The 24,131-nt window shown below is 33.8% G+C and carries 26 protein-coding genes; 17 read left to right on the forward strand and 9 right to left on the reverse strand.

Going from position 1 to position 24,131, the window contains the following annotated elements; all coding sequences use genetic code 11:
• Positions 1–234 precede the first annotated feature (234 nt).
• Positions 235–2,076 (forward strand): acyltransferase family protein, encoded by a 1,842-nt coding sequence (locus tag AMQ68_RS20335; protein ID WP_054512416.1) that lies wholly within the window; start codon positions 235–237, stop codon positions 2,074–2,076.
• A gap of 143 nt (positions 2,077–2,219) precedes the next feature.
• On the opposite strand, the gene thiL is transcribed toward AMQ68_RS20335, so the two are convergent.
• Both thiL and AMQ68_RS20345 read right to left on the reverse strand, forming a co-directional pair.
• On the reverse strand, positions 2,220–3,275 hold the full coding sequence (gene thiL / locus AMQ68_RS20340) for a thiamine-phosphate kinase (protein ID WP_054512417.1): 1,056 nt from the start codon (positions 3,273–3,275) through the stop codon (positions 2,220–2,222).
• Positions 3,276–3,351: 76 nt separating this feature from the next.
• Positions 3,352–3,843 carry a thioesterase family protein gene (locus tag AMQ68_RS20345; protein WP_054512418.1) on the reverse strand — a complete coding sequence of 164 codons (492 nt, stop codon included), beginning with the start codon at positions 3,841–3,843 and terminating at the stop codon, positions 3,352–3,354.
• Positions 3,844–4,178: 335 nt separating this feature from the next.
• On the opposite strand from AMQ68_RS20345, the gene AMQ68_RS20350 reads away from it, so the two are divergent.
• The 3 genes from AMQ68_RS20350 (at position 4,179) to AMQ68_RS20360 (ending at position 7,114) form a co-directional block, all read left to right on the forward strand.
• Positions 4,179–5,381, forward strand: a complete 1,203-nt coding sequence (locus tag AMQ68_RS20350; protein WP_054512419.1) for an NAD(P)/FAD-dependent oxidoreductase — start codon at positions 4,179–4,181, stop codon at positions 5,379–5,381.
• 109 nt (positions 5,382–5,490) lie between these two features.
• Complete coding sequence (locus tag AMQ68_RS20355; RefSeq protein WP_054512420.1) at positions 5,491–6,129, forward strand: DUF2306 domain-containing protein; 639 nt, start codon at positions 5,491–5,493, stop codon at positions 6,127–6,129.
• Between the two features lie 67 nt (positions 6,130–6,196).
• Positions 6,197–7,114 carry a YARHG domain-containing protein gene (locus tag AMQ68_RS20360; protein ID WP_054512880.1) on the forward strand — a complete coding sequence of 306 codons (918 nt, stop codon included), beginning with the start codon at positions 6,197–6,199 and terminating at the stop codon, positions 7,112–7,114.
• Positions 7,115–7,120: 6 nt separating this feature from the next.
• Here the strand turns inward: AMQ68_RS20360 and AMQ68_RS20365 are convergent, their stop codons facing one another.
• The 3 genes from AMQ68_RS20365 to AMQ68_RS20375 form a co-directional block, all read right to left on the reverse strand.
• A complete protein-coding gene (locus AMQ68_RS20365) occupies positions 7,121–7,516 on the reverse strand; it encodes a DUF2809 domain-containing protein (protein WP_054512421.1) in 396 nt (131 codons plus the stop codon).
• Between the two features lie 86 nt (positions 7,517–7,602).
• The gene (locus AMQ68_RS20370; protein WP_054512422.1) at positions 7,603–8,256 is read right to left on the reverse strand and encodes a thioredoxin family protein; all 654 of its coding nucleotides are present in this window, start codon (positions 8,254–8,256) and stop codon (positions 7,603–7,605) included.
• A gap of 9 nt (positions 8,257–8,265) precedes the next feature.
• Positions 8,266–8,754, reverse strand: a complete 489-nt coding sequence (locus AMQ68_RS20375; protein ID WP_054512423.1) for a TlpA disulfide reductase family protein — start codon at positions 8,752–8,754, stop codon at positions 8,266–8,268.
• Between the two features lie 370 nt (positions 8,755–9,124).
• Between AMQ68_RS20375 and AMQ68_RS20380 the strand changes: the two genes are divergently transcribed.
• Positions 9,125–9,571 carry an energy transducer TonB gene (locus AMQ68_RS20380; protein WP_054512424.1) on the forward strand — a complete coding sequence of 149 codons (447 nt, stop codon included), beginning with the start codon at positions 9,125–9,127 and terminating at the stop codon, positions 9,569–9,571.
• Between the two features lie 26 nt (positions 9,572–9,597).
• Complete coding sequence (locus tag AMQ68_RS20385; RefSeq protein WP_054512425.1) at positions 9,598–10,026, forward strand: energy transducer TonB; 429 nt, start codon at positions 9,598–9,600, stop codon at positions 10,024–10,026.
• Positions 10,027–10,040: 14 nt separating this feature from the next.
• Here the strand turns inward: AMQ68_RS20385 and mutS are convergent, their stop codons facing one another.
• Entirely contained in the window at positions 10,041–12,626 is a 2,586-nt protein-coding gene (gene mutS, locus AMQ68_RS20390; RefSeq protein WP_054512426.1) for a DNA mismatch repair protein MutS, read from the reverse strand.
• 146 nt (positions 12,627–12,772) lie between these two features.
• On the opposite strand from mutS, the gene AMQ68_RS20395 reads away from it, so the two are divergent.
• The 11 genes from AMQ68_RS20395 to AMQ68_RS20445 all read left to right on the forward strand — a co-directional run bounded on the left by AMQ68_RS20395 (position 12,773) and on the right by AMQ68_RS20445 (position 22,010).
• Positions 12,773–13,303: a GNAT family N-acetyltransferase gene (locus AMQ68_RS20395; RefSeq protein WP_054512427.1), complete on the forward strand. Its 531-nt coding sequence runs from the start codon at positions 12,773–12,775 to the stop codon at positions 13,301–13,303.
• Between the two features lie 78 nt (positions 13,304–13,381).
• Entirely contained in the window at positions 13,382–14,263 is an 882-nt protein-coding gene (locus AMQ68_RS20400) for a bestrophin family protein (RefSeq protein WP_054512428.1), read from the forward strand.
• 300 nt (positions 14,264–14,563) lie between these two features.
• Positions 14,564–15,094 (forward strand): RNA methyltransferase, encoded by a 531-nt coding sequence (locus tag AMQ68_RS20405; RefSeq protein ID WP_054512429.1) that lies wholly within the window; start codon positions 14,564–14,566, stop codon positions 15,092–15,094.
• A gap of 260 nt (positions 15,095–15,354) precedes the next feature.
• Positions 15,355–15,930 carry a CBS domain-containing protein gene (locus tag AMQ68_RS20410; RefSeq protein WP_241775189.1) on the forward strand — a complete coding sequence of 192 codons (576 nt, stop codon included), beginning with the start codon at positions 15,355–15,357 and terminating at the stop codon, positions 15,928–15,930.
• Positions 15,931–15,932: 2 nt separating this feature from the next.
• Positions 15,933–16,799 carry an NAD kinase gene (locus AMQ68_RS20415; protein ID WP_054512431.1) on the forward strand — a complete coding sequence of 289 codons (867 nt, stop codon included), beginning with the start codon at positions 15,933–15,935 and terminating at the stop codon, positions 16,797–16,799.
• 70 nt (positions 16,800–16,869) lie between these two features.
• A complete protein-coding gene (fbaA, locus tag AMQ68_RS20420; RefSeq protein ID WP_054512432.1) occupies positions 16,870–17,940 on the forward strand; it encodes a class II fructose-bisphosphate aldolase in 1,071 nt (356 codons plus the stop codon).
• 92 nt (positions 17,941–18,032) lie between these two features.
• Entirely contained in the window at positions 18,033–18,887 is an 855-nt protein-coding gene (accD, locus tag AMQ68_RS20425; RefSeq protein ID WP_054512433.1) for an acetyl-CoA carboxylase, carboxyltransferase subunit beta, read from the forward strand.
• A 54-nt stretch (positions 18,888–18,941) separates the two neighbouring features.
• Complete coding sequence (locus AMQ68_RS20430; protein ID WP_054512434.1) at positions 18,942–19,454, forward strand: hypothetical protein; 513 nt, start codon at positions 18,942–18,944, stop codon at positions 19,452–19,454.
• A gap of 196 nt (positions 19,455–19,650) precedes the next feature.
• Positions 19,651–21,054 carry a nucleoside recognition domain-containing protein gene (locus AMQ68_RS20435; protein ID WP_054512435.1) on the forward strand — a complete coding sequence of 468 codons (1,404 nt, stop codon included), beginning with the start codon at positions 19,651–19,653 and terminating at the stop codon, positions 21,052–21,054.
• Between the two features lie 108 nt (positions 21,055–21,162).
• The gene (locus tag AMQ68_RS20440; protein WP_160318001.1) at positions 21,163–21,576 is read left to right on the forward strand and encodes a hypothetical protein; all 414 of its coding nucleotides are present in this window, start codon (positions 21,163–21,165) and stop codon (positions 21,574–21,576) included.
• Positions 21,577–21,617: 41 nt separating this feature from the next.
• Positions 21,618–22,010, forward strand: a complete 393-nt coding sequence (locus AMQ68_RS20445) for a hypothetical protein (RefSeq protein WP_054512437.1) — start codon at positions 21,618–21,620, stop codon at positions 22,008–22,010.
• A gap of 14 nt (positions 22,011–22,024) precedes the next feature.
• Here AMQ68_RS20445 and AMQ68_RS20450 read toward each other — a convergent pair whose 3' ends face one another.
• From AMQ68_RS20450 to AMQ68_RS20460, 3 genes are read right to left on the reverse strand one after another with little or no spacing between them, the layout of a single operon-like run.
• The gene (locus tag AMQ68_RS20450) at positions 22,025–22,912 is read right to left on the reverse strand and encodes a hypothetical protein (protein WP_054512438.1); all 888 of its coding nucleotides are present in this window, start codon (positions 22,910–22,912) and stop codon (positions 22,025–22,027) included.
• Positions 22,913–22,935: 23 nt separating this feature from the next.
• Entirely contained in the window at positions 22,936–23,334 is a 399-nt protein-coding gene (locus AMQ68_RS20455) for a biopolymer transporter ExbD (protein ID WP_054512439.1), read from the reverse strand.
• Positions 23,335–23,344: 10 nt separating this feature from the next.
• Positions 23,345–24,049 carry a MotA/TolQ/ExbB proton channel family protein gene (locus AMQ68_RS20460; protein ID WP_054512440.1) on the reverse strand — a complete coding sequence of 235 codons (705 nt, stop codon included), beginning with the start codon at positions 24,047–24,049 and terminating at the stop codon, positions 23,345–23,347.
• Positions 24,050–24,131: the final 82 nt, after the last annotated feature.

Genomic DNA, 24,131 nt, shown 5'->3' on the forward strand with positions numbered 1-24,131 from the left:
AGAGAGCCTATTGCTTATTTTTTACAAAAATTACTTGATTAAGTGTTTGAATAGTATGACCAAAAGAAAAAACGGAAGGATGATGTCAATTTTATTGTACTTTTTTTTAGAAATAAAGGTAAAATATAAAGCCTATCAAACATGAAATCATACATACGTCCCATGGCAAAATAGGTAATATTCAAGATCAAGTACAATTATCCATTATATTTGCGCTTTAATTAAATTCATTGAATGGAGTTTAGAAATGATATACAAGGAATAAGAGCATTGGCCTTCTTATTAGTATTTATTTTTCATTTAAATTACAATTGGTTACCTGGAGGTTTTATTGGGGTAGACGTATTCTTTGTTATATCTGGATATTTAATGACGTCCATTATTATCGGGCAAAAAGACAATCATACTTTTCAATTTTATGATTTTTACTTAAAACGGCTGAAAAGAATATTTCCCGCTTATCTTTTCCTTATTATCTCAGCAACTACTGCAGGATTTTTCGTCTATTTAAGTCGAGATTTTTGGACACTTCAAAAGTCTGCAGGCGCATCAGCTTCATTTGTTTCAAATCTATTATTTTCTCGTGGAGATTCTTATTTTGGGGCTAAACTGGAAGATAACCCATTTCTACATACCTGGTCTTTATCTATTGAAATGCAATTTTACTTTTTACTTCCATTGTTTCTTATGGTCTGTAAAAAAAAATATTTACCTCGAATTATTCTCTTATTAATTATTCTTTTCACTATTTACACCAATATTGGAATGTCTATTGAAAATGATAATTCATCACAATATTTTTCATTGATATCCAGAATTCCTGAGTTTTTAATCGGAGCATTTTATAGCCTTACGTTTAAAAAGAAAATTAATTTTAATAGATTCTATAATAATATTTTCGCCTCATTGAGCTTATTAGCTTTACTATTATCTGCTATTTTAATCAATAAAAATGTTTTTTTTCCTGGGGTTTTAGCTTTAATTCCAACTATTGCCACAGCAAATTTATTAGTTTCAGATAATAATTTTATCTCTGATTTTTTTGCTAAGAAAGCGCCCGTTTACATAGGAGAACTCTCCTACTCATTGTACTTATGGCATTGGCCCATTATTGCTTTTATTAGGTATTACAATGATGATTACGTCCTAACTACCAATGAAATTATTTTCATTGGCATTCTAACCTTTTTTCTCTCTTGGTTTTCCTATCAGTTTATTGAACGTTTTTTTAGAAAAAAAAGTAATTCTATCTTTATTCGTTCTATCGTTTCGGGTGGAGCCCTATTAATTCTTATTACTCTTTTACTTCCAAAAGCAACTCAATCTCTCCATATTCCCGATATTTATACGTCTCCAACATTTGGTATGAATTCTCATAATCAGAAAAAAATTGAATTTTTCGGGGATAAGAAATCTAAAAACAACCAAATACTACTTATCGGAGATAGCCATGCTTTAAACATTAAGCCCTTTTTAGATTATATAGGAAGGAAAAATGATTTTGCTTTTTCTACAGTTACAACAGACGGATTGCCCGCATTAACAGGAATAGGAAAAGATAATTTTAAGCCTTCTGAAATGAAATTTTATGATGCATCTCAACAACTTGCAGGGTTTACGCAGCAAAATATCAATAAGAACAAAATTATTTTAATTAATGCAATTGCCTTATTAGAGCCCAAAACAGGGAATACATCAGTATACATGGCATTGGAAAAAGTAGCACAATCGCTAAAGCCCAACCAAAAGTTGGTTGTATTCAATACATTTCCGGCAGTTGATAGAGATCCCGTAAAAATTAATAGAGATTACCTCAAAAGAACCACAAAAAAATTTAAAATTATTGATAATCCAATCAATAGAAATGCATTGAAGAAGTTTGCGGCTACTTACAAAAACGTTTATTTTTACGATCTTTCTAAAAGTAAAGTATTTAAAAATGCTCCTTTTTATAAGGATACGTTAATATATTATAATCGTTCTCATATCAACTATTATGGTTCGATTTTTTTAGCCAAAGATTTAGAAAAAGATTTTATGTCTTTCTTAAAGCCTATAATCGATGATACAAAATAATATTATTGTTGTTTACTTATAATTTATTTTTCAAAGATTTGTTTAACTTTCTTCTACATTAGAGATTGAGCTATTTTAAACAAAAAAACCACTACAAAAGCAGTGGTCTTACAATATTTCAAAATTAAGTATACAACTTATTCTTAGTTATTTCCTAAAAAAGCATCCCATCCTTGAGCGGTAAGAGAAACCAATTGGTTAGAACCTCTTGCCACCATAAAATTACCTTCTTCTTTATCAACAGCATGTCCAATGATTGTGAAATCAGGATGGTTTTTCATTTTCTCAAAATCATTTGGTGAAATGGTAAATAATAATTCATAATCTTCACCTCCACTTAAAGCTGCCATTACAGGGTTTAAATTAAATTCATCCGCTGTCGTAATTGTCAGATTATCCATTGGAACTTTCTCTTCATATAATCTGAAACCTACTTTTGATTGATCTGAAAGATGTAAAATTTCAGAAGCCAAACCATCAGAAATATCGATCATGGAAGTTGGTTTAATACCTAATCCTTCTAAAATACCTTTAACGTCTGTTCTTGCTTCAGGCTTCAATTGTCTTTCCAGAATATAATCAAATCCTTCCATTTCAGGTTGCATATTCGGGTCAGCAAGGAACACAGCGTGCTCTCTTTCTAGGATCTGAAGTCCCATATAAGCACCTCCTAAATCTCCACTTACAACAAGAAGATCATTGGGTTGTGCGGTACTTCTTTTTACAATGTTTTCTTCATCTTCGAGACCAACAGCCGTAATACTCATGACCAAACCTGCGTTTGAGCTTGTTGTATCTCCACCAATTAGATCCACTTTATATCTGGTGCAAGCCGCCTGAATTCCAGAATAAATTTCTTCCAAAGCTTCTACCGGAAAACGGTTTGACACCGCCAAAGAAACTAAGATCTGTGTTGGAGTAGCATTCATTGCCGCAACATCGCTAAGATTCACAACAACCGCTTTATATCCTAAATGTTTTAACGGAACATATCCCAAATTGAAATGCACACCTTCTGCTAAAACATCTGTGGTAAGAACAACTTTTTTATTTCCGGGATTAATGATTGCCGCATCATCTCCTACTCCAAGTTCCGAAGACTCATTGGATAAAGGAAAATGTTCTGTTAAATGCTTAATTAATCCAAATTCTCCTAATTTAGAGATCGGCGTTAATTCTGGTTCTTTATCTTCAAACATATTTTTTAATTATAAGTAATGGGTAGTAAGGTAATAAGCAATGCCTGAACATTCAACTTTGAACCTTACACTAAATTTATACAAGTTTCGACGGATCAATATTTTCCGGACGGAAAGGTAATTTCTTAAAATCTTCTCTCGTTAAAACTATTGTATCCGGGGTTTTATATTTGTTCATCGCTTCCATCACATCATCCGGTGGCGTTGTCATTTTTCTCAGCATGGTATCAATCCAAACGCCTGTAGCTTCTGAAGTTGCACAATGCGAGCCATCAGGAAGGTAAAACTTGTGTACAAAACGATAAATAGAAGAATCTTCTGCACACCCATCAATTTCCAGACTTACAATAACCATCTGATCTGCAAATATTTCTTTGAAAAAAGAAAATCTTTCGTGCATGATCACAGGACCAATCCCCCATCTGCTCATTTGTGTAACCCCCATCTTTTCCTGCTTCATAAAAGCCATTCTGGTTTGTGCACAAAATTGTACATACGATGAGTTTGCTAAATGTTTGTTGGCATCAAGATCACTCCAACGAACTTCGAATTTATGGTAAAATATCATTTAAATTTTATTTTTTAATAATGAACTCCAACTTTTTAACCACAAAAGGAACAAAAGCTTTTGCAACGCGTAGGTCTTTCAAGCTATCTTTCAACAATAAACAAAAGAATACATTAGTTTTAAAAAATCTTTGATTTTCATCTTCTGTGAACTTTTAAACTGTTTAATATTAAACTTATTTGTTCTAAAGTGTTTACAATCTTTTGTTCCTTTTGTGGTTGATTATTTTCACTTTAAAGTTCAAAAAATTATAATCTTCAAAATTACTCAAATAAGATGGTTTATAAAAATTGTAGTTTTGTAAAAATAATCTTGAGCATAAGATTAATAGAAATATGAAGCAAATTATCATTATTGGAGGCGGTGCAGCTGGTTTTTTCTGTGCATCGAATCTTGACGAAACAAAATACAATATTACAATTCTAGAGCAAAACTCAGATGTACTTCAGAAGGTTAAAATTTCCGGAGGCGGAAGATGTAATGTTACTCATGCATGCTTTGATCCAAAGGAATTGGTTCAATTTTACCCTCGTGGAAACAAAGAATTATTAAGTGTTTTTACCAAATTTCAACCTGGAGACACGATGGATTGGTTTGATCAAAGAAAAGTCTCATTAAAAATAGAAAACGACAACAGGGTTTTTCCAGAAAGCAATTCTTCGCAAACGATTATCAAAACATTATGGAATGAAATTCAGCAGAAGAACGTTGAAGTAAAAACAAAATGTTCGGTAAAGGAGATTGAAAAATTAGACGAAAAATATGTCGTTACAACAAGTTTAGGCGATTTTGAAGCCGATTATGTTATATACACCACCGGAAGCTCACCAAAATCATTGAAAATCATTGAAAATTTAGGACATAAAATCATTGATTTAGTTCCTTCCCTTTTCACATTCAACATTAAGAATGATTTATTAAAAGACTTACCTGGAACAAGTTTTGAAAATGCAGAAATCTCTATTCCAAAATTAAAAACGGAAGAAAGCGGACCTTTATTAATTACCCATTGGGGACTTTCGGGACCCGCAATTTTAAAAATATCGGCTTGGGAAGCACTAAGTTTAGCCAAGGTTAAATATAATTTTGAAATTGAAGTTAATTTTATCTCAAAAGATATTGATGATGCAGAAGAATTATTTCAAAACTTCAAACAATCCAATCCAAAAAAGACTATTGGACTGGCAAAAATATTTGATATTACGAATAGATTCTGGCAGAAAATATTAGAAGTTTCCAAAGTAGACCTCAATAAACAAGTTGCCCAAATTTCAGGAAAGGAAATGCAAACTATTCTGGAAAATCTCTGTAAAAAGAAATTGCAGGTAACAGGAAAATCAACGTTTAAAGATGAGTTTGTAACCGCCGGAGGGGTAGATTTAAAAGAAATTAATTTTAAAAACATGTCCTCTAAAATTTTACCTAATTTTTATGTTGCCGGAGAAGTATTGAATATTGATGCCGTAACCGGAGGCTTTAATTTTCAGGCTTGCTGGAGTGAAGCTTGGTTGATTGCGCAGGATTTGAATTTGAAATAATTAATAAAACACAAATGGCACGAATAATTTCACAAATAGCACAATTCATTGGTGAATATTTGTGGTGAAATTTGTGATATTAGTGTTTAAAAAAATACAAATTAGAAAAATGCTTTTAGTCAAGAAAAATATCCCAAGCATCTTAAAAATCCTTTTCACAATCGGGTTTGGGTATTTTTTTTGGCTTATGCTAAAAATTACGTTAGAATATATTCCATTAAAAACGGAAGTGAGCTTTTTAATGATTAAACAAACAGAAGTTGTTGACAGACCTGAATATCTGTGGTTCTTCTACACCCATGTTTATACGAGTATTTTTGTTTTACTTTCAGGGTTTTTAGCGATTCTCAGGAAAGATTTTGGATTGAAAAATTTCCATAGAAATTCGGGGAAAGTGTATATCTTTTTATTATTAATTTTCTCTGCTCCGTCAGGACTTTACATGGGATTTTTTGCCAATGGAGATGTTTTTTCTAAAATCTCTTTTATTATTTTGGGAAGTTTGTGGTGGTTTACTACTTTTAAAGCTTACCAATTTGCCCGACAGAAAAAATTTAAACAACATAAACAATGGATGTGGCGCAGTTTTGCATTAACGCTATCTGCAATCACCTTAAGAATGTGGAAAGTTATTATTGTCTATTTTTTCCATCCCAATCCGATGGATGTTTATGAAATCATTGCATGGATGGGTTGGGTCCCAAATATCCTTTTAATTGAATATTTAATCACAAAAAAAATTATATAAAATCGCTTTACTACAATCCGTAATTTTGCGATTGCACATCACCATTAAAAATCAAAAAAACTCATCTATGAAAATTTTAAAATTAACATTAATCTCCTTATTTACCATCAGTTTAATAGCCTGTAAAAAGGATGCAAAAGAAACGGGGGCCTCAAAAGATTCTCTGGTTACAAAGAAAGATTCCACAGTGGTTCCTGAGGTTCATCAAGAATTGTACGGAATTTATATGGGAGATTTTGCAGGAAAGGAAATGATTACTTCTGAAGATGGAGAGGAATATGAAGGAGAGGTTAATAAAAAACTGGCTTTAAAGATCAACAGAATTACAAAAGACAGCGTTTACGGTCAAAGTATTGTAAATGGAAATCAGCGTCCTTTCAGAGGAATTTTTAATGAAGATTCAAAATCATTTACACTCGACGAACCCGGAAATGATAAAACGGACGGTAGATTTGAAGTAAAATTAGCTGGTGACAGTTTGACGGGAAAATGGTCAGTATTTAATAAAAAAGCGGTAAAATCTCCTATAAAAACATTAAAATTAACCAAAAAACAGTTTGTTTACAATCCGAATTTTATGCTGGATGAAGATTCAAATTTGGTAGATTGGGAAAATCCAAAAGATTTTGTTGAAAAATATACCAATGAAGAAACCGGGAAAACAGAAAAATATACAACTCAAAAAAACAGAGTCGCTTCTGATGCCATATTTAAATTAAACGCTTCAAAGCAAAAATTAGCAGAAAAAGATCTTAAAAACTTAAGAAAACTGGATCTTGAAATCATTAAAAATTCAGTTTTTGCAAGACATGGATATGCTTTCAAAAAACAGACTTACAGAAACTTCTTTGAACAGACAGATTGGTATATTCCTGTATCTAACAATGTAGACAAAGACCTTTCTCCAATGGAAAAAGAGAACGTGGCTCTATTGAACCGTTTTGTAAAATATGCAGAAGATAAATATGACTCATTCGGAAGATAATTGATCTTAAGTAAGCTTTTGCAAGCTTCTAGATTCCTCAAACTTCACAAAAAGATACAATAGCACGCAACCCGCTACGTAGCATAAAATATCAATCCAGGAAAAAGAATTTCCTACCACAATATACATCAGGCTTCCCGGAAGGAAGCCTAATTTGTCTGCAACCTTAAAGTATTGTGCAAATTCAACCAAGCAAGAAAAGGCTAAGATTCCTAAAATCAGTTTTTGATTATTGATGATCAAAAAACTTTTAACAAAAGTATACAAAAGAATCACGACAATCACATCTCCCAGATACGCTCTCACAAAGAAAATATGCTTTAATTTTGTGGCAATTAAAACCTCAACGAAGAAAATTAGAATTGTTAAAAGGAAGTATTTCAGGCTGAATTTGAAGTTCATATGGATGTTTTGGCTAAAGCCAAATTGGTTTTATTATTAAAAAAACGGGCTAAAGCCCGTTCCTATTGATATATTTTACAAAGATATTATTTCTTTACTTTCACGGTGCATCCAATAGCAACCGTTTTCGTCATTTTTATAGGTTCTCCTTTTATCAAAGCATTCACGGCATCTTGCACATAATGCTCTGAAACATCATTGGGATCTTCATAATTATTGTCGATCGCACCGATATATTTTACGATATTTTTACCATTTTCTTTCTGTAGAATAAATACATGAGGTGTTTTTGTTGCTCCATATTGCGGGAAAACTTTCTGCCCTTCATCCAACAAGTAAGGAAAAGTAAATCCTTTTTGCTTCGCTCTCTCAATCATTTGCTTGTAACCATCTTCAGGCTGTACGTTTGGATCATTTGGATTAATGGCAATCACAGGATATCCTTGATCTTTATATTTTTTGTCAAGCTCAACAATTCTGTCTTCATATTTCTTCGCGTATGGACAATGATTACACGTGAAAATTACAATAAAACCTTTTGCACTTTTAAAATTGCTCAGGGAAACCTTTTTCCCATCAATATTTTTAAGCTTAAAATCGGTAGCTGAATCTCCTACTTCATAGCCTTTGATTGAAGAAGCAGTATGCTTTGAAGGTGTTTTATCATGGTCAATTGTTGTGAAACTTAGTAGTCCCAATCCAACAATGCAGGCTGTCATTAAAATTTTTAGATTTTTCATACTTTCTGTTTATAATAAATTTTTAGTAATTGTGTTTTCTAGTTCGTCTTTACTCATTTCTCCATCATTGAAATATACTTTCTCTCCATTTTTATAGAAAATCGTCACGGGAATATTTCCGTCCCAATCTTTTTCAAATTTCGGAATCCAGGTGTTCATTCTTTTGATATCATCCAGCAAAATTACTTCTGCCGTAAGGTTCTTATTTTTAATAAAGGTAATCACTCTTTCTTTGTCTGCCAAACGATCAAGCGATACAAGGATCATTTTAAATCTCGGATCGTTAGCATATTTATTATTTACTTCCATAAAATGAGGAAGCTCTTTTACGCACGGTGCGCAGGTAGTAGACCAGAAATTAACCACGAGAAATTGATCTTTTTCCTGCTTAATTCTTTTTTCCAGTTCTTCATATTTAATGGGAGTAATTGTTGTCTCTTGTGCATTTAAAACAGTGAAACATACTGACAGAAATAAGATATGGATTACATTCTTCATACTCAAAATTAGTCATTTTTTTAAAATAGTTATTCGCAATTTGATATCATTAAACCATGTTTGTGAACATTGCTGAGTAGAAAACTATTTAGAACTTAAAAATCAGCAAAATTATTAGCCATAAAAATTTGCAGAATCTTTGACATAAAAAAATATATTAAAAACGAATATTTATTTTTTTTGTTGATTTTGATTAATTATTGGATAAAATTCTACAGACCGCACTAGGAAACAAAACACCCACACCTAACCTATTATATTCAAGATAAACAACAACTTACGAAAACATTACTTATAATGTATGAGAGACATTTAGGCTCTCTTTTTGCTTTTACTAAAAACGCACATCTTTTAACGAAAAAAAATAGTTATGAAAAAAACATTGTTGTTTCTTGGAGCTTTTTTAAGTATCGTACTATTTGGGCAAGGAATTATCACAAAAAATACACCTTCAAAAAATGGGTCTGCTATTCCAAATTATGCAGTTTTAAAATCAAAAATGAATTTGGACGGTGTGGTAACCCAAGCCGATAAAGCTCCAGAATTTCCGGGAGGAATTGATGCTTTCCATAGAAAATTTGCAGAAAACATGGATATTATTGATGTTGATTCAAAAAAAATTGACACCCGAGTTTATTTTATTGTTGAAAAAAATGGATACGTACGTTATGTAACCGCCACCGGGGACGATAAAAAGCATTCAGCAGCCGCAGAAACTGCAGTCCGAAGAATGTTTGTAAAATGGAAACCCGCAATGATAAATAATGAGCCCGTTCGTTATCTTTATACCTTTCCTTTGTCCTTGAAGAAATATTAAAGTTTATTTTTGCAAAAACTTTAATTATGAAGAAAATAATATTCTTTCTTAGCATCATATTGGGTTCATTTGTTTCTGGACAAGAATCTGTAAAAGGAACAGAAGAACTGGATGAATTAGTCCTTAAAAAAGATAGTCAAGAAATATACAAAAGGGTTGAGAAAGCAGCAACTTTTTCCAAGGGCACTGAAGTTCTACAGAAAATGATTGGCGACAATTTCAGAGCCAGAAAAGTGGTTTCTTCTTCTCAGAAAGAAACCTGTGAATTAACATTTATCATTGATAGAGACGGATCTTTAACTGATATAAAGGCATCGGGAAGCAATGAAAGTTTCAATCAAGAAGCAATCAGGGCAATATCAAAAATCAAGGATAAATGGATTCCAGCTGAAATTAACGGACAAAAAGTTCGCTATAGATTCCGAGTTCCTTTAACAATGAGTTTTGACAAATAGCTTTCAAAATAAAACTATTTCCCAATCATCTTTTTAATCGAATTCAGCTTCATTAAAGCTTCAATTGGCGTCAACGTATTGATGTCTATTTTCGTTAGTTCTTCACGGATATTTTCCAACACAGGATCATCCAATTGGAAGAACGAAAGTTGCATATTTTCCTCAGTGACCTTTTTAATACTTTCAGAAGAGCTGCTTTGAGAACGGCTTGCTTCCAGCGTTTTCAGAATTTCATTGGCTCTGTTCACTACTTTTGCAGGCATTCCTGCCAATTTCGCCACATGGATACCGAAACTGTGCTCACTTCCTCCAGGAACTAATTTTCTCAGGAAAATGATATTTCCTTTGTTCTCCTGAATAGAAACGTGGAAGTTCTTTACACGCTCGAAATTCACGGTCATTTCATTTAATTCATGATAATGCGTGGCAAATAATGTTTTAACCTGAGTAGGATGTTGATGCAGATATTCAGCGATAGCCCAAGCAATGGAAACCCCGTCATATGTTGAAGTTCCACGACCGATTTCGTCTAATAAAATTAAACTTCGGTCTGAAATGTTATTCAAAATATTGGCAGCCTCGTTCATTTCAACCATAAAAGTTGATTCCCCAGCTGAAATATTATCCGTAGCTCCTACTCTTGTAAAAATCTTGTCTAACACTCCAATTTCAGCATGCTTAGCAGGAACAAAACTTCCGATTTGTGCCAATAAACAAACAATAGCAGTCTGACGAAGAATTGCAGATTTACCCGCCATATTGGGTCCCGTAACCATGATGATCTGCTGAGAATCTTTATCTAAATAAATATCATTCGGAATATATTTTTCTCCCAACGGAAGTGCATTTTCAATAATTGGATGCCTTGCTTCCTTTAGATCAATCGCAAAAGTTTCCGTTAAAATCGGTTTGGTGTAACTTTCAGAAACAGCCAGTTCAGATAAACCAACCGCTACATCCAATTGTGCAATAATGCTAGAATTCTCTTGAATCTGATCCATGTAAACCATTGTTTCAGAGCATACACTTCTGTACAGTTGATTTTCTAAAACACTGATTTTTTCTTCAGCACCAAGAATCTGGCTTTCATATTCTTTTAATTCTTCCGTGATATAACGTTCTGCGTTCACCAACGTTTGTTTTCTCAACCAATCACTCGGAACTTTGTCTTTATGGGTATTTCGAACTTCAATATAGTATCCGAAAACATTATTAAAATCAATTTTAAGACTGGTAATTCCCGTTCTTTCTATTTCTCGCTGGCACATATCATCCAGAAAACCTCTTCCTTTACTTTGAAGCCCTCTCAACATATCCAATTCTTCAGAAATACCGTTTTTAATCACATTTCCTTTCGCCAAACTTACCGGAAGTTCTTCATTAAGAGAATTTTGTAAAGATTTAATTAATTCATCTAAATCAGACAACGGCTGAAGCCAAGCCAAAACATCTGCATGAGGATGAAGCAACGCCTTAATTTTATGAATATTAATTAAACTCTGACGCAAATGTCCTAATTCTCTGGGCGAAATCTTTTCGGCAGCAAGCTTTCCCATTAATCGATCTAAATCGGAAATAGCTTTTAATAATTGGGAAATTTCGTATTTCAGATTATCATTCTCGTTTAAAAAATCAATTAAAGAAAGCCTTCTTCCAATTTCGTATACTGATTTTAAAGGAAGTATAATCCTTCTTCTCAACAATCTCCCTCCCATCGGAGTTGAAGTTTTGTCGATAATATCTAATAATGATTTCCCTTGTGGATTGCTTGGATAAACAATTTCCAGATTTCTCAGTGTGAAATTATCCATCATCAAGAAATCTTCCTGAGGAATCACCTGAATTTTTGTAATATGCGCTAATAAATTATGATGCGTATCTTCAACCAGATAAGCGAAAATAGCGCCTGCCGCAGCAATGGCCAATTGAGAATTTTCAACACCAAACCCTTTTAAAGAATTGGTTTTAAAATGATTCTTTAATTTTTCGTAGCCAAAATTATATTGATACGCCCAGTCTTCCAGTTTGAAAGCACTTTTATTTTTAAGTTGCTCCGGAAGCTGAACACTTCTCTGATAAATGATCTCACTGGGATCAAAAGTATTGACGATATGAAGTATTTTATCTAAATTTCCTTCACTCACCAAAAACTCACCTGTTGAAACATCTACCAAAGCAATTCCGTATTTCTCTTTTTCTTTATGAAGAGAAAGCAGGAAATTATTCTTTTTTGAATTTAAAACCTGGTCATTGAATGTAACTCCCGGTGTAACCAACTCAGTCACTCCTCTTTTTACAATTCCTTTCACTGTTTTAGGATCTTCCAATTGGTCGCAAATCGCCACACGAAGTCCTGCTCTCACCAACTTTGGCAAATAAGAATCTACAGAATGATGCGGAAATCCGGCCAATTCTATATGACCGTCTCCATTTGCTCTTTTGGTTAAAACAATTCCTAAAATCTGGGAAGTTCTAACAGCATCCTGCCCGAAAGTTTCATAAAAATCCCCTACCCTAAATAATAAAAGCGCATCAGGATATTTCGCCTTGATGGTATTATACTGCGTCATTAACGGGGTTTCTTTCTTTGCTTTAGCCATAATAAAAAATGAGCCCCAAATTTAAAGAATAAATTCAGGGTTAGGAAATTGTTTTAGAATTAATGTTTTCTTTGAAAATTTAAGAGTTCACATTAATTTATTTCTCCAATAAAATATTTATTGTAATTTTCAGTAAAATAGAAACGATGACCTATCCCATCTTAGAAACTGAAAGATTGCTTTTAAGACAATTGACCCTTCATGACACCAAAGATTTGTTTGAATACTTTTCTTTAGATGAAGTCATGGAATATTATGATCTTGAAACCTTTAAAACATTAGAAGATGCTGAAAATGTTATTCAGCTTTTCAATAAAGAGTTTGAAGAAGGAAAGGGTTTCAGGTGGGCTATAGAATTAAAATCAGAAAAGAAAGTAATCGGAACTTGTGGCTATCACAATTGGCATAAAGAGCATTTTAAAGCTGAAATTGGGTACGAACTGAATCCTAAATTCTGGAAAAAGTCTTATATGAAAGAAGCCATTCTTCCCATTTTGATCTTCGGACTTGAAACCATGAAACTTCACCGTGTAGAAGCTTTTATTGATCCTGCTAATATTTCTTCTGAAAAACTGTTGCTTTCCTTAGGCTTTAATGAAGAAGGAACAATGCGTGATTTTTTCTTTGAAAAAGGAAAATTTGTTGATGCTAAAATCTTTGGCCTTATTAATATCTAAGCTATTTTAAACATATTTTAAGCTTTATATAAAGTATGCAAAAATGAAAATTTTATCTTTGTAAGACTAACGAAATTTATGAGAGCCTATAACACCAAGCATTTCCTTAAAATCCTTTTCAGTTTACATAAAAGTGATACGCTGAAGATTCTTTTCCCAAGTATGATTCTTGTGGGATTGTATTCCTGGGGCATTCAATATTTAGAGGTAGAATACCTTCATCTTACTTCAAAATCCGGAGTTAGCAATGTCGGGATGATTCACTCTTTATTAGGCTTTGTTCTTTCTTTATTATTGGTTTTCAGAACAAACACGGCCTATGACAGATGGTGGGAAGGAAGAAAACTTTGGGGAAAATTGGTAAACGATACCCGAAATTTTGCAGTGAAGATTAATAACATATTAAGTAATGACAGGCAAGATGCTGAGCAAATTGCAAGATATCTAAAGTTTTTTCCTCACTTTTTAGCCAAACACCTTTCGAAAGAATCTACAAGACTGGCTTTGGACGAAGATTATTCTGAAATTGAAAAATCACTGAAGCATCACGGTCCATCTGAAATCATTATACTGCTCACTCATAAACTTAGTCAATTAAAAAAAGAAGGTAAAATATCTGAGATGGAAATGCTGTATCTAGACACGCAGCTTTCAGGTTTTCTGGATGTTTGCGGAGGATGTGAGAGAATTAAAAATACACCAATTCCCTATTCTTACTCTTCATTTATAAAGAAGTTCATTATTTTGTACGTTTTTGCATTGCCTATTGCTTATGTCATTACTATTGGGCTTTTCATGATTCCGTTGACTGTTTTTGTTTATTATGTGTTGATGAGTTTGGAAATGATTGCAGAAGAAATTGAAGATCCATTTAATAATGATGAAAATGATATTCCGATGGAAGCGCTAGCACAGAATATTGAAAAAAATGTTCATCAGATCATGGGCTTGAAAAAATAAAAAAACAGACTTTAAGAAGAGCAATCCTTATTATAATGAGTTTAGATTACCCTTTAATTCACATTCAGAAGCTATAAATAGCGTTTTTAATGATAAATTTGATAAATTAGAGGACTAAAGTAAACTTCTTACTGAAGATAAGAGCTCAATTATTACTGTGATAGTCAATGAAAAAAGCCTTATCCGGTAAACAAAATCCAAAGAGAAATGAAGTTCGTAGATGATAATAGAAACGGATACTGGGTTCATTAAGAAGAAGGTTTTATAAAAACAGAAAATTAAATTCAACAACATAATACATTGGTACACAAATTAAAACTGGAAGAACTTAACAGAATAGATGTAGAAACATTCAAAAAAGTTGAGAAAATTCCTTTGATCATCGTTTTAGATAATATAAGAAGTATGCACAATGTGGGTGCTACCTTCAGAACGGCAGATGCTTTTTTAATTGAAAAAATTATTCTGTGCGGAATTACTCCACAACCGCCCCACCGTGAAATTCATAAAGCGGCGCTAGGCGCAACGGAAAGCGTTGATTGGAGCCATGAAAGTGATATTAACACAACAATTAGTGATCTTAAAAGTAAAGGATTTGAAATTATTGGCATTGAACAAACCTCAAACAGCCAGATGATTACAGATTACACTATTGATAAGACAAAGAAATATGCATTAATTCTAGGAAACGAAGTAGAAGGTATCAGCGATGAAGCATTGGAAAATATTGATACATTCTTAGAGATTCCCCAGTTGGGAACCAAGCATTCTTTAAATGTGAGCGTATGTGGAGGAATCGTGATGTGGGAGTTCACAAAAGCCCTAAAATAAAAAAACTGCATATGTCTAAAAGACAGTGCAGTTTGAAATAAATCTAATAAAAAGTAAAAATGAAAGGCGACAAAGATACTTTTTTTTTCGTCGCGAACAAATTTTAAAATTGGTTTTTTTATTTTTCCCAAAAAAAATATAGGTTTTCAGAAAAAGTTTCGTTTAATTTTTTATAAATTAGCACAATGTTTATCAAGGACTATATCTCAAAAGATTTCCCGTGTTTTAGCTTGACTGACTCAATAGAATCAGCAAGAAACATGTTAGAGGACTTTGGATATTCCCATGTCTTCGTTAAAAAATCCCATCACTTTTACGGTGCAATTGCGCAAGATTTCCTTTATGAAGAAGAAGGAACCCTGAAAGATCTTGAACATCAGATCGAGCGATTTGCTATTTTAGAAGATAACAATATTATGGACAGCATTCGTTTGTTTTATACCTTCAATGCTAATATAGTTCCTGTTATCAATAAAAGTGAAAAGTATTTGGGATACATCGGCTGTGAAGACATTTTCCAGGATTTGTCTAAATATCCGCTGTTTTCGGAACTAGGAGCTATCCTTACGATTGAAACCCCTGCCAGAAAATATTCAATGACAGAAATTGCCAATATTATAGAGAGCAACAACTCTAAATTTTATGGTGGATTTATCAGCTTTATGTCCGATGAAGTGATTCATGTGACCATAAAGATCAGCAATGAAAATCTAGGCTCGATAGACGCAACTTTTGACCGTTATGATTATAGAATTGTAGAAAAATTCTATTCTGACGAAAAATCTGATCTGTTTAAAGACAGGTTCGGATTTTTACAAAAATTCATAGAAATTTAAACATGAAGGCAGCCATATATTCTCAGAAAAAAGATCTTGATACTTTTTTATATTTAAGCAAATTTGTTTCAGAACTTGAAAGCAGAGGTGTAAAATCTGTTTTGTACGAGGTAATGGCGGAAGCGCTTCAGTTTTCAAAAATATTTGAGACCTTTAATAATAAGCAGGATCTTATTGATAAAGAAGTTGATCTTTTCTTCACTTTCGGTGGAGACGGAACGATTGTAAACTCTTTAACTTTTATTGAAGATCTGGAGATTCCTATTGTAGGTGTAAACACCGGAAGATTAGGATTCTTGGCAAGTTTTACCAAAGAAGAAGCCTTCAAAGAATTGGATGCCATCTTAAAAGGTGATGTAAAAACCAGCCGCCGTGCTGTCATTGAAGTCGTTTCACCAAGATCAGACGAATTTTTCCCGTATGCTTTAAACGATGTTACCATTTCCAGAAAAGAAACAACATCTATGGTTACGGTAGATTCATATATTAATGATGAATTTTTAAATGTGTTCTGGGGAGACGGTGTTATCGTTTCTACCCCAACAGGTTCTACCGCCTACTCTTTAAGCTGTGGCGGACCCATCATTTCTCCCAATAACGAAAACTTCGTCATCACTCCTATCGCTCCTCACAATCTGAATGTGAGACCTTTAGTGGTGAATGACCGTGTTGAAATAAAATTCAAAGTAGAAAGCAGAGTACCTCAATATTCGCTTTCTCTAGATTCAAGATTGATCCATATAGAAACCGATAAAGAGATCATTATTAAAAAGGCAAGTTTCCAGATTCTTTTGGTACAGCCTAATGATCTGAGTTTCTACGAAACCATCCGCCAGAAACTACTTTGGGGGCGCGACAAAAGAAATTAACAATTTATCAAAAATTCTTACCTTTACAGGAATTTTAGAAACACCTAATAAATTATATAAAAAGTAAAACATGAGCAGAATTTTCCCGGCAGGAGTTGCCACAGGTCAATTAGTTACTGATATTTTTCAGCATGCTAAAGAAAACAAATATGCATTACCAGCTGTAAACGTAATTGGTTCTAGCAATGTAAATGCTGTTATGGAAACTGCAGCAAAATTAAACTCTCCTGTTATTATTCAGTTTTCTAACGGTGGAGCTGCATTTAATGCAGGAAAAGGATTAAGCAATGACGGTCAGAAGGCAGCTATTTTAGGATCTATTGCCGGAGCTAGACATATTCATACTCTTGCAGAAGCTTACGGAGCGACTGTAATTTTACATACAGACCACTGTGCAAAAAAATTATTGCCTTGGATCGACGGATTATTGGATGCTAGTGAAGAATTTTACAAGCAGACAGGTAAATCTCTTTACTCTTCTCACATGCTAGATCTTTCTGAAGAATCTTTAGAAGAAAACCTAGAGATCTCTGTTAAGTATTTCGAAAGAATGGCTAAAATGCAGATGACTCTAGAAGTTGAAATTGGTGTTACAGGAGGGGAAGAAGATGGTGTAGATAACTCTGATGTAGACAACTCTAAATTATATACTCAACCTGAAGATATTGCTTATACTTACGAAAAACTAAAAGCAGTATCTGATAACTTTACGATTGCAGCAGCATTCGGTAACGTACACGGAGTTTATAAGCCAGGAAACGTAGTTCTTACTCCAAAAATCCTAGACAACTCTCAGAAATTTGTTGAAGAGAAATTCGGAACTGGTGAAAAACCTGTGAATTTTGTATTCCACGGAGGTTCGGGATCTACTTTAGAAGAGATCAGAGAAGCTATCGATTATGGTGTAGTTAAAATGAACATTGATACAGATCTTCAATTCGCTTACACAGAAGGAATTAGAGATTTCATGGTTAACAATATCGATTATTTAAGAGCTCAAATCGGAAATCCTGAAGGAGAAGAAAAACCTAACAAAAAATTCTATGACCCAAGAGGTTGGGTAAGAAAAGGTGAAGAAACTTTCTCTACAAGATTGGTTAAAGCGTTTGAAGATTTAAATAACGTAAATACTTTAAAATAACAATTTGTAAAAAGTGAAATGTATAAAGCAGTGAGTACTAACTTACCTCTTTATACATTTTGCATTCTACATTGTACATTAATACTTATAAAATGGCATTCGACTGGTTTAAAAGAAAAGCAAAAAACATTACGACCTCTACTGATGAAAAAAAGGATGTTCCCAAAGGTCTTTGGCACCAAACTCCGTCAGGAAAAGTAGTAGAACATGATGAACTGAAGAAAAACAATTATGTTTCTCCTGAAGACGGATTTCATGTAAGAATAGGAAGTGCAGAATTTTTTGATATCCTTTTTGACGAAGGTAAATTCACTGAACTAGATGCTAATGTTGAAAGTATAGACATCCTAGGCTTCAAAGATACAAAGCCTTACGCCGATCGTTTAAAAGAAGTAAGAGCAAAAACAAAGCTTACTGATTCTATTAGAAATGGTGTAGGAACTGTAAACGGAACTAAAATGGTAGTTTCTTGTATGGATTTCGCTTTTATTGGAGGATCGTTAGGTTCTGTAATGGGTGAAAAGATCAGAAGAGCAATTGATTACTGTATCAAAAACAAACTTCCCTACATGATCATTTGTCAGTCAGGAGGAGCGAGAATGCAGGAAGCAACCTACTCTTTGATGCAATTGGCTAAAGTACAGGCTAAATTGGCTCAACTTTCAGAAGCAGGACTTTTATACATCGCATATCTTTGCGACCCTACTTTTGGAGGAATTACAGCTTCTTTCGCAATGACGGCAGACATTATTATGGCTGAACCTAAAGCTTTAATTGGCTTTGCAGGACCAAGAGTTATCCGTGAGACCATCGGTAGAGACTTACCGGAAGGTTTCCAAACTTCTGAATTCTTACAGGAAAAAGGATTCGTAGATTTCATCGTGAAAAGAACCGAAATTAAAGAAGTAGTAGCTAAGACAGTAAATTTATTAGCAGTACATGCTTAAAATTTGTAACAAATACAATACAATCTCTCTCTAATTGGGGAGAGATTTTTATTTATGAGGACTTTTAAAATATTTTTCAATACGATCCGAAGTATGAGCTTTAAAAAGATCATGCGTCTTTTATCGCTTGTTCTACCCCATCCTCTTTTTTCTTTATTAAGCTTTTATGCCACCATACAAGCTTTCACGATTGCTCAGAACCGCTTTCCCGAAACAGCATCCAATAATGGGATAGGAAACGCTTTCAGACATTCACTTTGGTGTGCTTTTATCCTGATGTACTGCAGCAAGGTCTCTTCGCCCGAAAAAGCATTGGATTTCTGCAAAAGAATAACCGACATGCACGAAGAATTATTTCCTAATAAGCCGTTGGAAACCAAAATGGACCTTCATAACAATAAAATAGGAATGGATTATTTCATGGAATTGTTACCCGGAATCCACCGCCAGTTTTTTGAAAAAAGTTTCTTTGTAGATGCTTTGATTGATAAAATGAAAGACGCAAAAGTTCTGAAAAACCTGGATGATGATTTTGAGGGATACTTGGTTTATCTTGATGAAAAATAGTTTTTATTTAACCATTTAGTTTGTCATTCAGAGCGTAACGAAGTGGAGCGTGGAATCTAAACTTATTTATATTAAAAGTTTTATTTGTTTTATTGAGATTGCTTCGTCGCTTAGCTCCTCGCAATGACAAAAAGTTCCCGTCTCTTTTGTAATCTGAAGTTTTTTTGATAAGTTTAACCCATTATAATTTAATCAAATGGTTCTCAGCAGAATTTGGTCGGCTTTTATTATCGTTGCCATTGCTATTGCAAGCATAAAGTATATGTCATCAAGTCATTACAAAACCATTTTCAATGATATGGTTGTTGGGAAAGGCGGTGATACAGTGCAAATCGCAACTCAGAAAATGAGCACGCTCTCTCCTATTATCCGAGACAGTTTGATAAAAAAACAGAATTTCGCTGAAAGTAGAATTCATTACAAGACAGATTCTCTTAAACAAGATGTAAAAGTATATCGCGTTCAGGAATCAGATGGCGTTATAGGAACCTCTGAAACTGCCGTAAAAATCTGCATCGGTTTGATAGGAATCATGACCTTATTCATGGGATTCATGAGTATCGCAGAAAAAGCAGGCGGAATCAATCTTTTAAGTAGATTAATTCAACCTTTCTTTTCAAAATTATTCCCTGAAATCCCGAAAAACCACCCTGCTTTCGGGCATATGTTGATGAATTTCAGTGCTAATCTTTTAGGATTGGATAATGCCGCCACGCCATTTGGTTTAAAAGCCATGGAAAGTCTGCAAACTTTAAATCCAAATAAAGATACCGCGAGTAATTCTCAGATCATGTTCTTATGTCTTCATGCTGGAGGAATGACATTGATTCCGGTTTCTATTATCGCCATCAGAGCTTCTATGGGTTCTAAAACACCAACGGATATTTTTCTTCCGTGTATGATTGCCACATTTGCAGCGACTTTAGCAGCTATGATTATTGTTTCTTTATATCAAAAAATAAATCTTCTTCGCCCTGTAGTTATCGCTTATGTAGGCGGAATTTCAGCGATTATTGGACTTTTGGTGGTATACTTGGTTCAATTAAGTAAAGACGAATTAGACACTTTTAGCAAAGTTTTAAGCAACGGATTAATACTTTTTATATTCTTAGGAATTGTGCTTGGCGCCCTTTATAAAAAAATTAATGTTTTTGATGCTTTTATTGAAGGAGCAAAAGAAGGTTTTACGACCTGTGTCAAGATCATTCCTTATTTAGTAGGAATGTTGATTGCAATTTCTCTTCTAAGAACTTCCGGTGTTTTTGATGTCATTATCGATGGAATGAAATGGGTGGCCTATACTGCTAATTTTGATCCTCGTTTTGTTGATGGGCTTCCAACCGCATTAATCAAACCTTTATCCGGTTCCGGAGCCCGTGGAATGATGGTGGATACGATGTCAACTTTCGGAGCAGACAGTTTCCAAGGGAAGCTAGCAGCAGTTCTTCAGGGAAGCTCAGATACGACCTTTTACGTGATTGCCGTTTATTTCGGAGCTGTAGCCGTGAAGAATACTAGATATACGGTAATTGCTATGCTTTTGGCAGATTTAGTGGGAGTTATTACTGCGATTGCTTTAGCTTATTTGTTTTTTGCATAAAAGTATATTAATTGAAGACAAATGATTAAGTTGAAAAATATAAAACTTGGTTTTTTTCTAAAACCGTTGAGCTTATATGAAATAATTTTACTTAGCTTAATCGTACTCATGGAAATTCTCATTCATTATTTGAAATTTAATCAAATCCATTTAGAAATTATAAAAATAATGGGTTCAGTAATTTTTATAGCTCTTTGGTGGCTGCCAATTTCAACTCCATTATCAGAAAAATTTAGGAATATTTATTTTTCCTTATTATGGTTAGCAATTTGTACATTATGGCTAACGGTACAAGAAGATTTTACATCCTCTATTTTACCTTTTTTAATTTTTATATTCTTACAAATCACTCGTTTCATTTTTAAATGGATTTACAAAAAAGAACCAATACCTTTACTCATAGCTAAATCTCTAAATCATAGATACAGTAAATTAGAGAACAGAAAATCTGACCAAAATGATGTTGGCTATAGTTTAATTATTTTTGCCATCGGAGGTTCCCTGTCTATTGTAGTTTTTTAATAACAAACCATTAATAATATACAACTAATAAAAAGATTATTATGATCACAGATAAAGAATTCACATTACGACTCATACGTCAGTTAACTCAAGCATTAGAAAAACTGATTTTAGATAAGCCTGAAGAAAGTTTAATGCAGAAAGAATTAGATTTCGAGATGTTAATGAAAGATATTTTCAAGTTTGATTTTGCTACCCTTTCCTCAAAATCAAAAGAAGAAATCATAGAAATCGTCAATGAAAGACAGGAAAGAGACCACAAAGATTATTACGAAATGCTGGGAAATCTTTTCTATTTTACAGGCAGAGGACAAAAAAACAATGACTTTCTAGACAAAGCAAAAACATTCTACGAACTGTATCTTCAAACCAGCGGAATTTTTGCGCTTCCGGTTATCAATAGAATCAACGAAATAAAAAAAGCACTTGAATAAAGTGCTTTTATATGTTAGAAACTAATTTTATATGTTCCTGTAGAAGATGTACTTGCTTTTTCAGCTTTTACATATTTCTTGACCCAGGCCACTGCGTTGGAAGAAATACAGGGATCGGATGTTCCGCTTGATCTTCTTGCAGACACTACATTTCCTGCTTTATCCACGGTATATGCCACAGTGATGGTTCCACTGGCGGTACAACTATTACTAGGCTGTGCTCCACCTCTTCCCATCGTTCCAGGAATATATGCAATTAATTTTCTGTCGATTCCTACTTTACTATCACCATTTCCGTCACCTCCTAAAGGATCTCCGGAATTTCCTACTCCTTCTCCCGTTCCTTGGCTTCCGGCTTTCGTTCCTCTTCCTTTAATTAAATTTCCAATGGCGGCGTTTCCTTTTCCGTCTCCATTTCCTGTTTTGGAATTGGCGGTTGCGGCACCTGCCTTTTTGGTATTCTTAGAAGCAGAAGCGCTTGTTGCTGCTTTCTTATCAGATTTTGTTGTTTCCTCTTTCTTAGGAACCGTAAGTTTTGATTTATTTCCGGTAAGTACCTTCTCCTTAACCTCCGCTTTTTTAACCTCTGGTTTAGGTTCTGGTTTTACTACCGTTTTCGTTTCAGGAACAGCAGCTTCAACAGGCTCTGGAGTTACCACTTCTGTAGCTGCAGCTAAACTTCCCTCTTGATCAGCGGGTTCTTCAACACCTTTCGCATTTCTGTTGTCTCCAAAGTTCACCAACATTGTGGTAATTACCTCATCTGGCTTTTTCTCTAACTCCGGTTTTAATTTATAAAGAAAAACAAAAAGCAAGATGGCAGACCAAATAAGAATAGAAAGTATCGCACTTTTTATCCTGTCTCTGTTTTGCTCGTTTTTGTCTGCTGTGTAGCCTCTCATTTTAAAATGATCCTTACCTGTTATTATTTATCTTTAACTGTTGCAATGGCAATATTAAATTTATTCTTTTCAGCAATTTCCATGGCGAAAACAACATCTTTATGCATTGTATTTTCATCTGCACGAATGGTAAAAGACTTATTGGTTTGATTGGTTAATTTACTCACAATCACAGACTCCAACTGGTCTTTCGTTACAGGATTATCATCCACAAAATAAGATCCATCCGGTTTAATACTTACGACCAAAGGGTTTGGAATATTATCTTCTAATGCTCCCGCTTTTGGTAGATTTACCTCAATTGCACTTTGGTTGGCAGCGGATGAAGTAATCATAAAGAATATCAGCATCAGCAAGATAACATCGGTCATCGCTGCCAAACTGAATTCGGGATTTGCTTTATTTCTTCTCTGAATTTTCATCTGGAAAGATTTATAAAGGTTTGTTGATAAGATCTAAAAATTCGCCAGACATATTCTGAGCTCTTAGTACAAATTTATCAATCCTTGTTAAAAGAATATTGTAGAAAAAGTTAGCCGGAATTGCTACTGCAAGACCAACCGCCGTTTGTCCCAACGCTGTATAAATACCTTCAGACAATGTTTTAGGAGAGAAGGATCCGGATGCTTGAGATAAATTAAAGAACGCAATAATCATCCCGATAACCGTTCCTAAAAGCCCTAACATCGGAGCAATACTTGGTACCACCGCCAAGAGGTTAAGATTCTTCTCCATATTGGCAACTTCTACCTGAGCCTGTGATTCCATCGCACTTACGATGTCGGAAACAGGACGTCCCAATCTTGAAATTCCTTTTTCTAAAATTCGTCCTTCAGGAGAGTTTTGTCTTTTACAGTAATCTGCTGCCGATTCTATTTTGCCTTCTTTAATAAAATCTTCAATATTATCCATAAAATTAGAATCTGTTTTTGAAGTCAGTCTTTTAATAAAGAAAAATCTTTCAAAAAATAGATATACCGAGAATACACCAAGTGCCAGTACGGTAAACATTACTATTTTAGCGAAAGCCCCTCCGTGGAACATGATCTTCCAAAATGAAAATTCTAAATGGTCTGTTGCAACTGCAGGTGCAGTGATTTGTGCAAATAAAATCTGAGTAAGTTCCGTTAACAGCATTACTATGAATATTTATAAAGGTTTTAACGACAAAAGTAGTGGAATATTATGAATTGATGTCTTAAAAATTACTTAAAAACAC

The sequence above is a fragment of the Chryseobacterium sp. ERMR1:04 genome (genome assembly GCF_001297705.1).
Classification (GTDB): Bacteria; Bacteroidota; Bacteroidia; order Flavobacteriales; family Weeksellaceae; genus Chryseobacterium.

Coding starts and splice junctions, on each gene's coding strand:
- AMQ68_RS20350 (WP_054512419.1), top strand. CDS start 4,179: ATGAAGCAAATTATCATTATTGGAGGCGGTGCAGCTGGTTTTTTCTGT.
- AMQ68_RS20450 (WP_054512438.1), bottom strand. CDS start 22,912: ATGAGAGGCTACACAGCAGACAAAAACGAGCAAAACAGAGACAGGATA.
- AMQ68_RS20395 (WP_054512427.1), top strand. CDS start 12,773: ATGACCTATCCCATCTTAGAAACTGAAAGATTGCTTTTAAGACAATTG.
- AMQ68_RS20400 (WP_054512428.1), top strand. CDS start 13,382: ATGAGAGCCTATAACACCAAGCATTTCCTTAAAATCCTTTTCAGTTTA.
- AMQ68_RS20460 (WP_054512440.1), bottom strand. CDS start 24,049: ATGCTGTTAACGGAACTTACTCAGATTTTATTTGCACAAATCACTGCA.
- AMQ68_RS20365 (WP_054512421.1), bottom strand. CDS start 7,516: ATGAACTTCAAATTCAGCCTGAAATACTTCCTTTTAACAATTCTAATT.
- AMQ68_RS20380 (WP_054512424.1), top strand. CDS start 9,125: ATGAAAAAAACATTGTTGTTTCTTGGAGCTTTTTTAAGTATCGTACTA.
- AMQ68_RS20335 (WP_054512416.1), top strand. CDS start 235: ATGGAGTTTAGAAATGATATACAAGGAATAAGAGCATTGGCCTTCTTA.
- accD (WP_054512433.1), top strand. CDS start 18,033: ATGGCATTCGACTGGTTTAAAAGAAAAGCAAAAAACATTACGACCTCT.
- AMQ68_RS20435 (WP_054512435.1), top strand. CDS start 19,651: ATGGTTCTCAGCAGAATTTGGTCGGCTTTTATTATCGTTGCCATTGCT.
- AMQ68_RS20445 (WP_054512437.1), top strand. CDS start 21,618: ATGATCACAGATAAAGAATTCACATTACGACTCATACGTCAGTTAACT.
- AMQ68_RS20430 (WP_054512434.1), top strand. CDS start 18,942: ATGAGGACTTTTAAAATATTTTTCAATACGATCCGAAGTATGAGCTTT.
- mutS (WP_054512426.1), bottom strand. CDS start 12,626: ATGGCTAAAGCAAAGAAAGAAACCCCGTTAATGACGCAGTATAATACC.
- fbaA (WP_054512432.1), top strand. CDS start 16,870: ATGAGCAGAATTTTCCCGGCAGGAGTTGCCACAGGTCAATTAGTTACT.
- thiL (WP_054512417.1), bottom strand. CDS start 3,275: ATGTTTGAAGATAAAGAACCAGAATTAACGCCGATCTCTAAATTAGGA.
- AMQ68_RS20415 (WP_054512431.1), top strand. CDS start 15,933: ATGAAGGCAGCCATATATTCTCAGAAAAAAGATCTTGATACTTTTTTA.
- AMQ68_RS20385 (WP_054512425.1), top strand. CDS start 9,598: ATGAAGAAAATAATATTCTTTCTTAGCATCATATTGGGTTCATTTGTT.
- AMQ68_RS20370 (WP_054512422.1), bottom strand. CDS start 8,256: ATGAAAAATCTAAAAATTTTAATGACAGCCTGCATTGTTGGATTGGGA.
- AMQ68_RS20440 (WP_160318001.1), top strand. CDS start 21,163: ATGGAAATTCTCATTCATTATTTGAAATTTAATCAAATCCATTTAGAA.
- AMQ68_RS20355 (WP_054512420.1), top strand. CDS start 5,491: ATGCTTTTAGTCAAGAAAAATATCCCAAGCATCTTAAAAATCCTTTTC.
- AMQ68_RS20345 (WP_054512418.1), bottom strand. CDS start 3,843: ATGATATTTTACCATAAATTCGAAGTTCGTTGGAGTGATCTTGATGCC.
- AMQ68_RS20410 (WP_241775189.1), top strand. CDS start 15,355: ATGTTAGAGGACTTTGGATATTCCCATGTCTTCGTTAAAAAATCCCAT.
- AMQ68_RS20360 (WP_054512880.1), top strand. CDS start 6,197: ATGAAAATTTTAAAATTAACATTAATCTCCTTATTTACCATCAGTTTA.
- AMQ68_RS20455 (WP_054512439.1), bottom strand. CDS start 23,334: ATGAAAATTCAGAGAAGAAATAAAGCAAATCCCGAATTCAGTTTGGCA.
- AMQ68_RS20375 (WP_054512423.1), bottom strand. CDS start 8,754: ATGAAGAATGTAATCCATATCTTATTTCTGTCAGTATGTTTCACTGTT.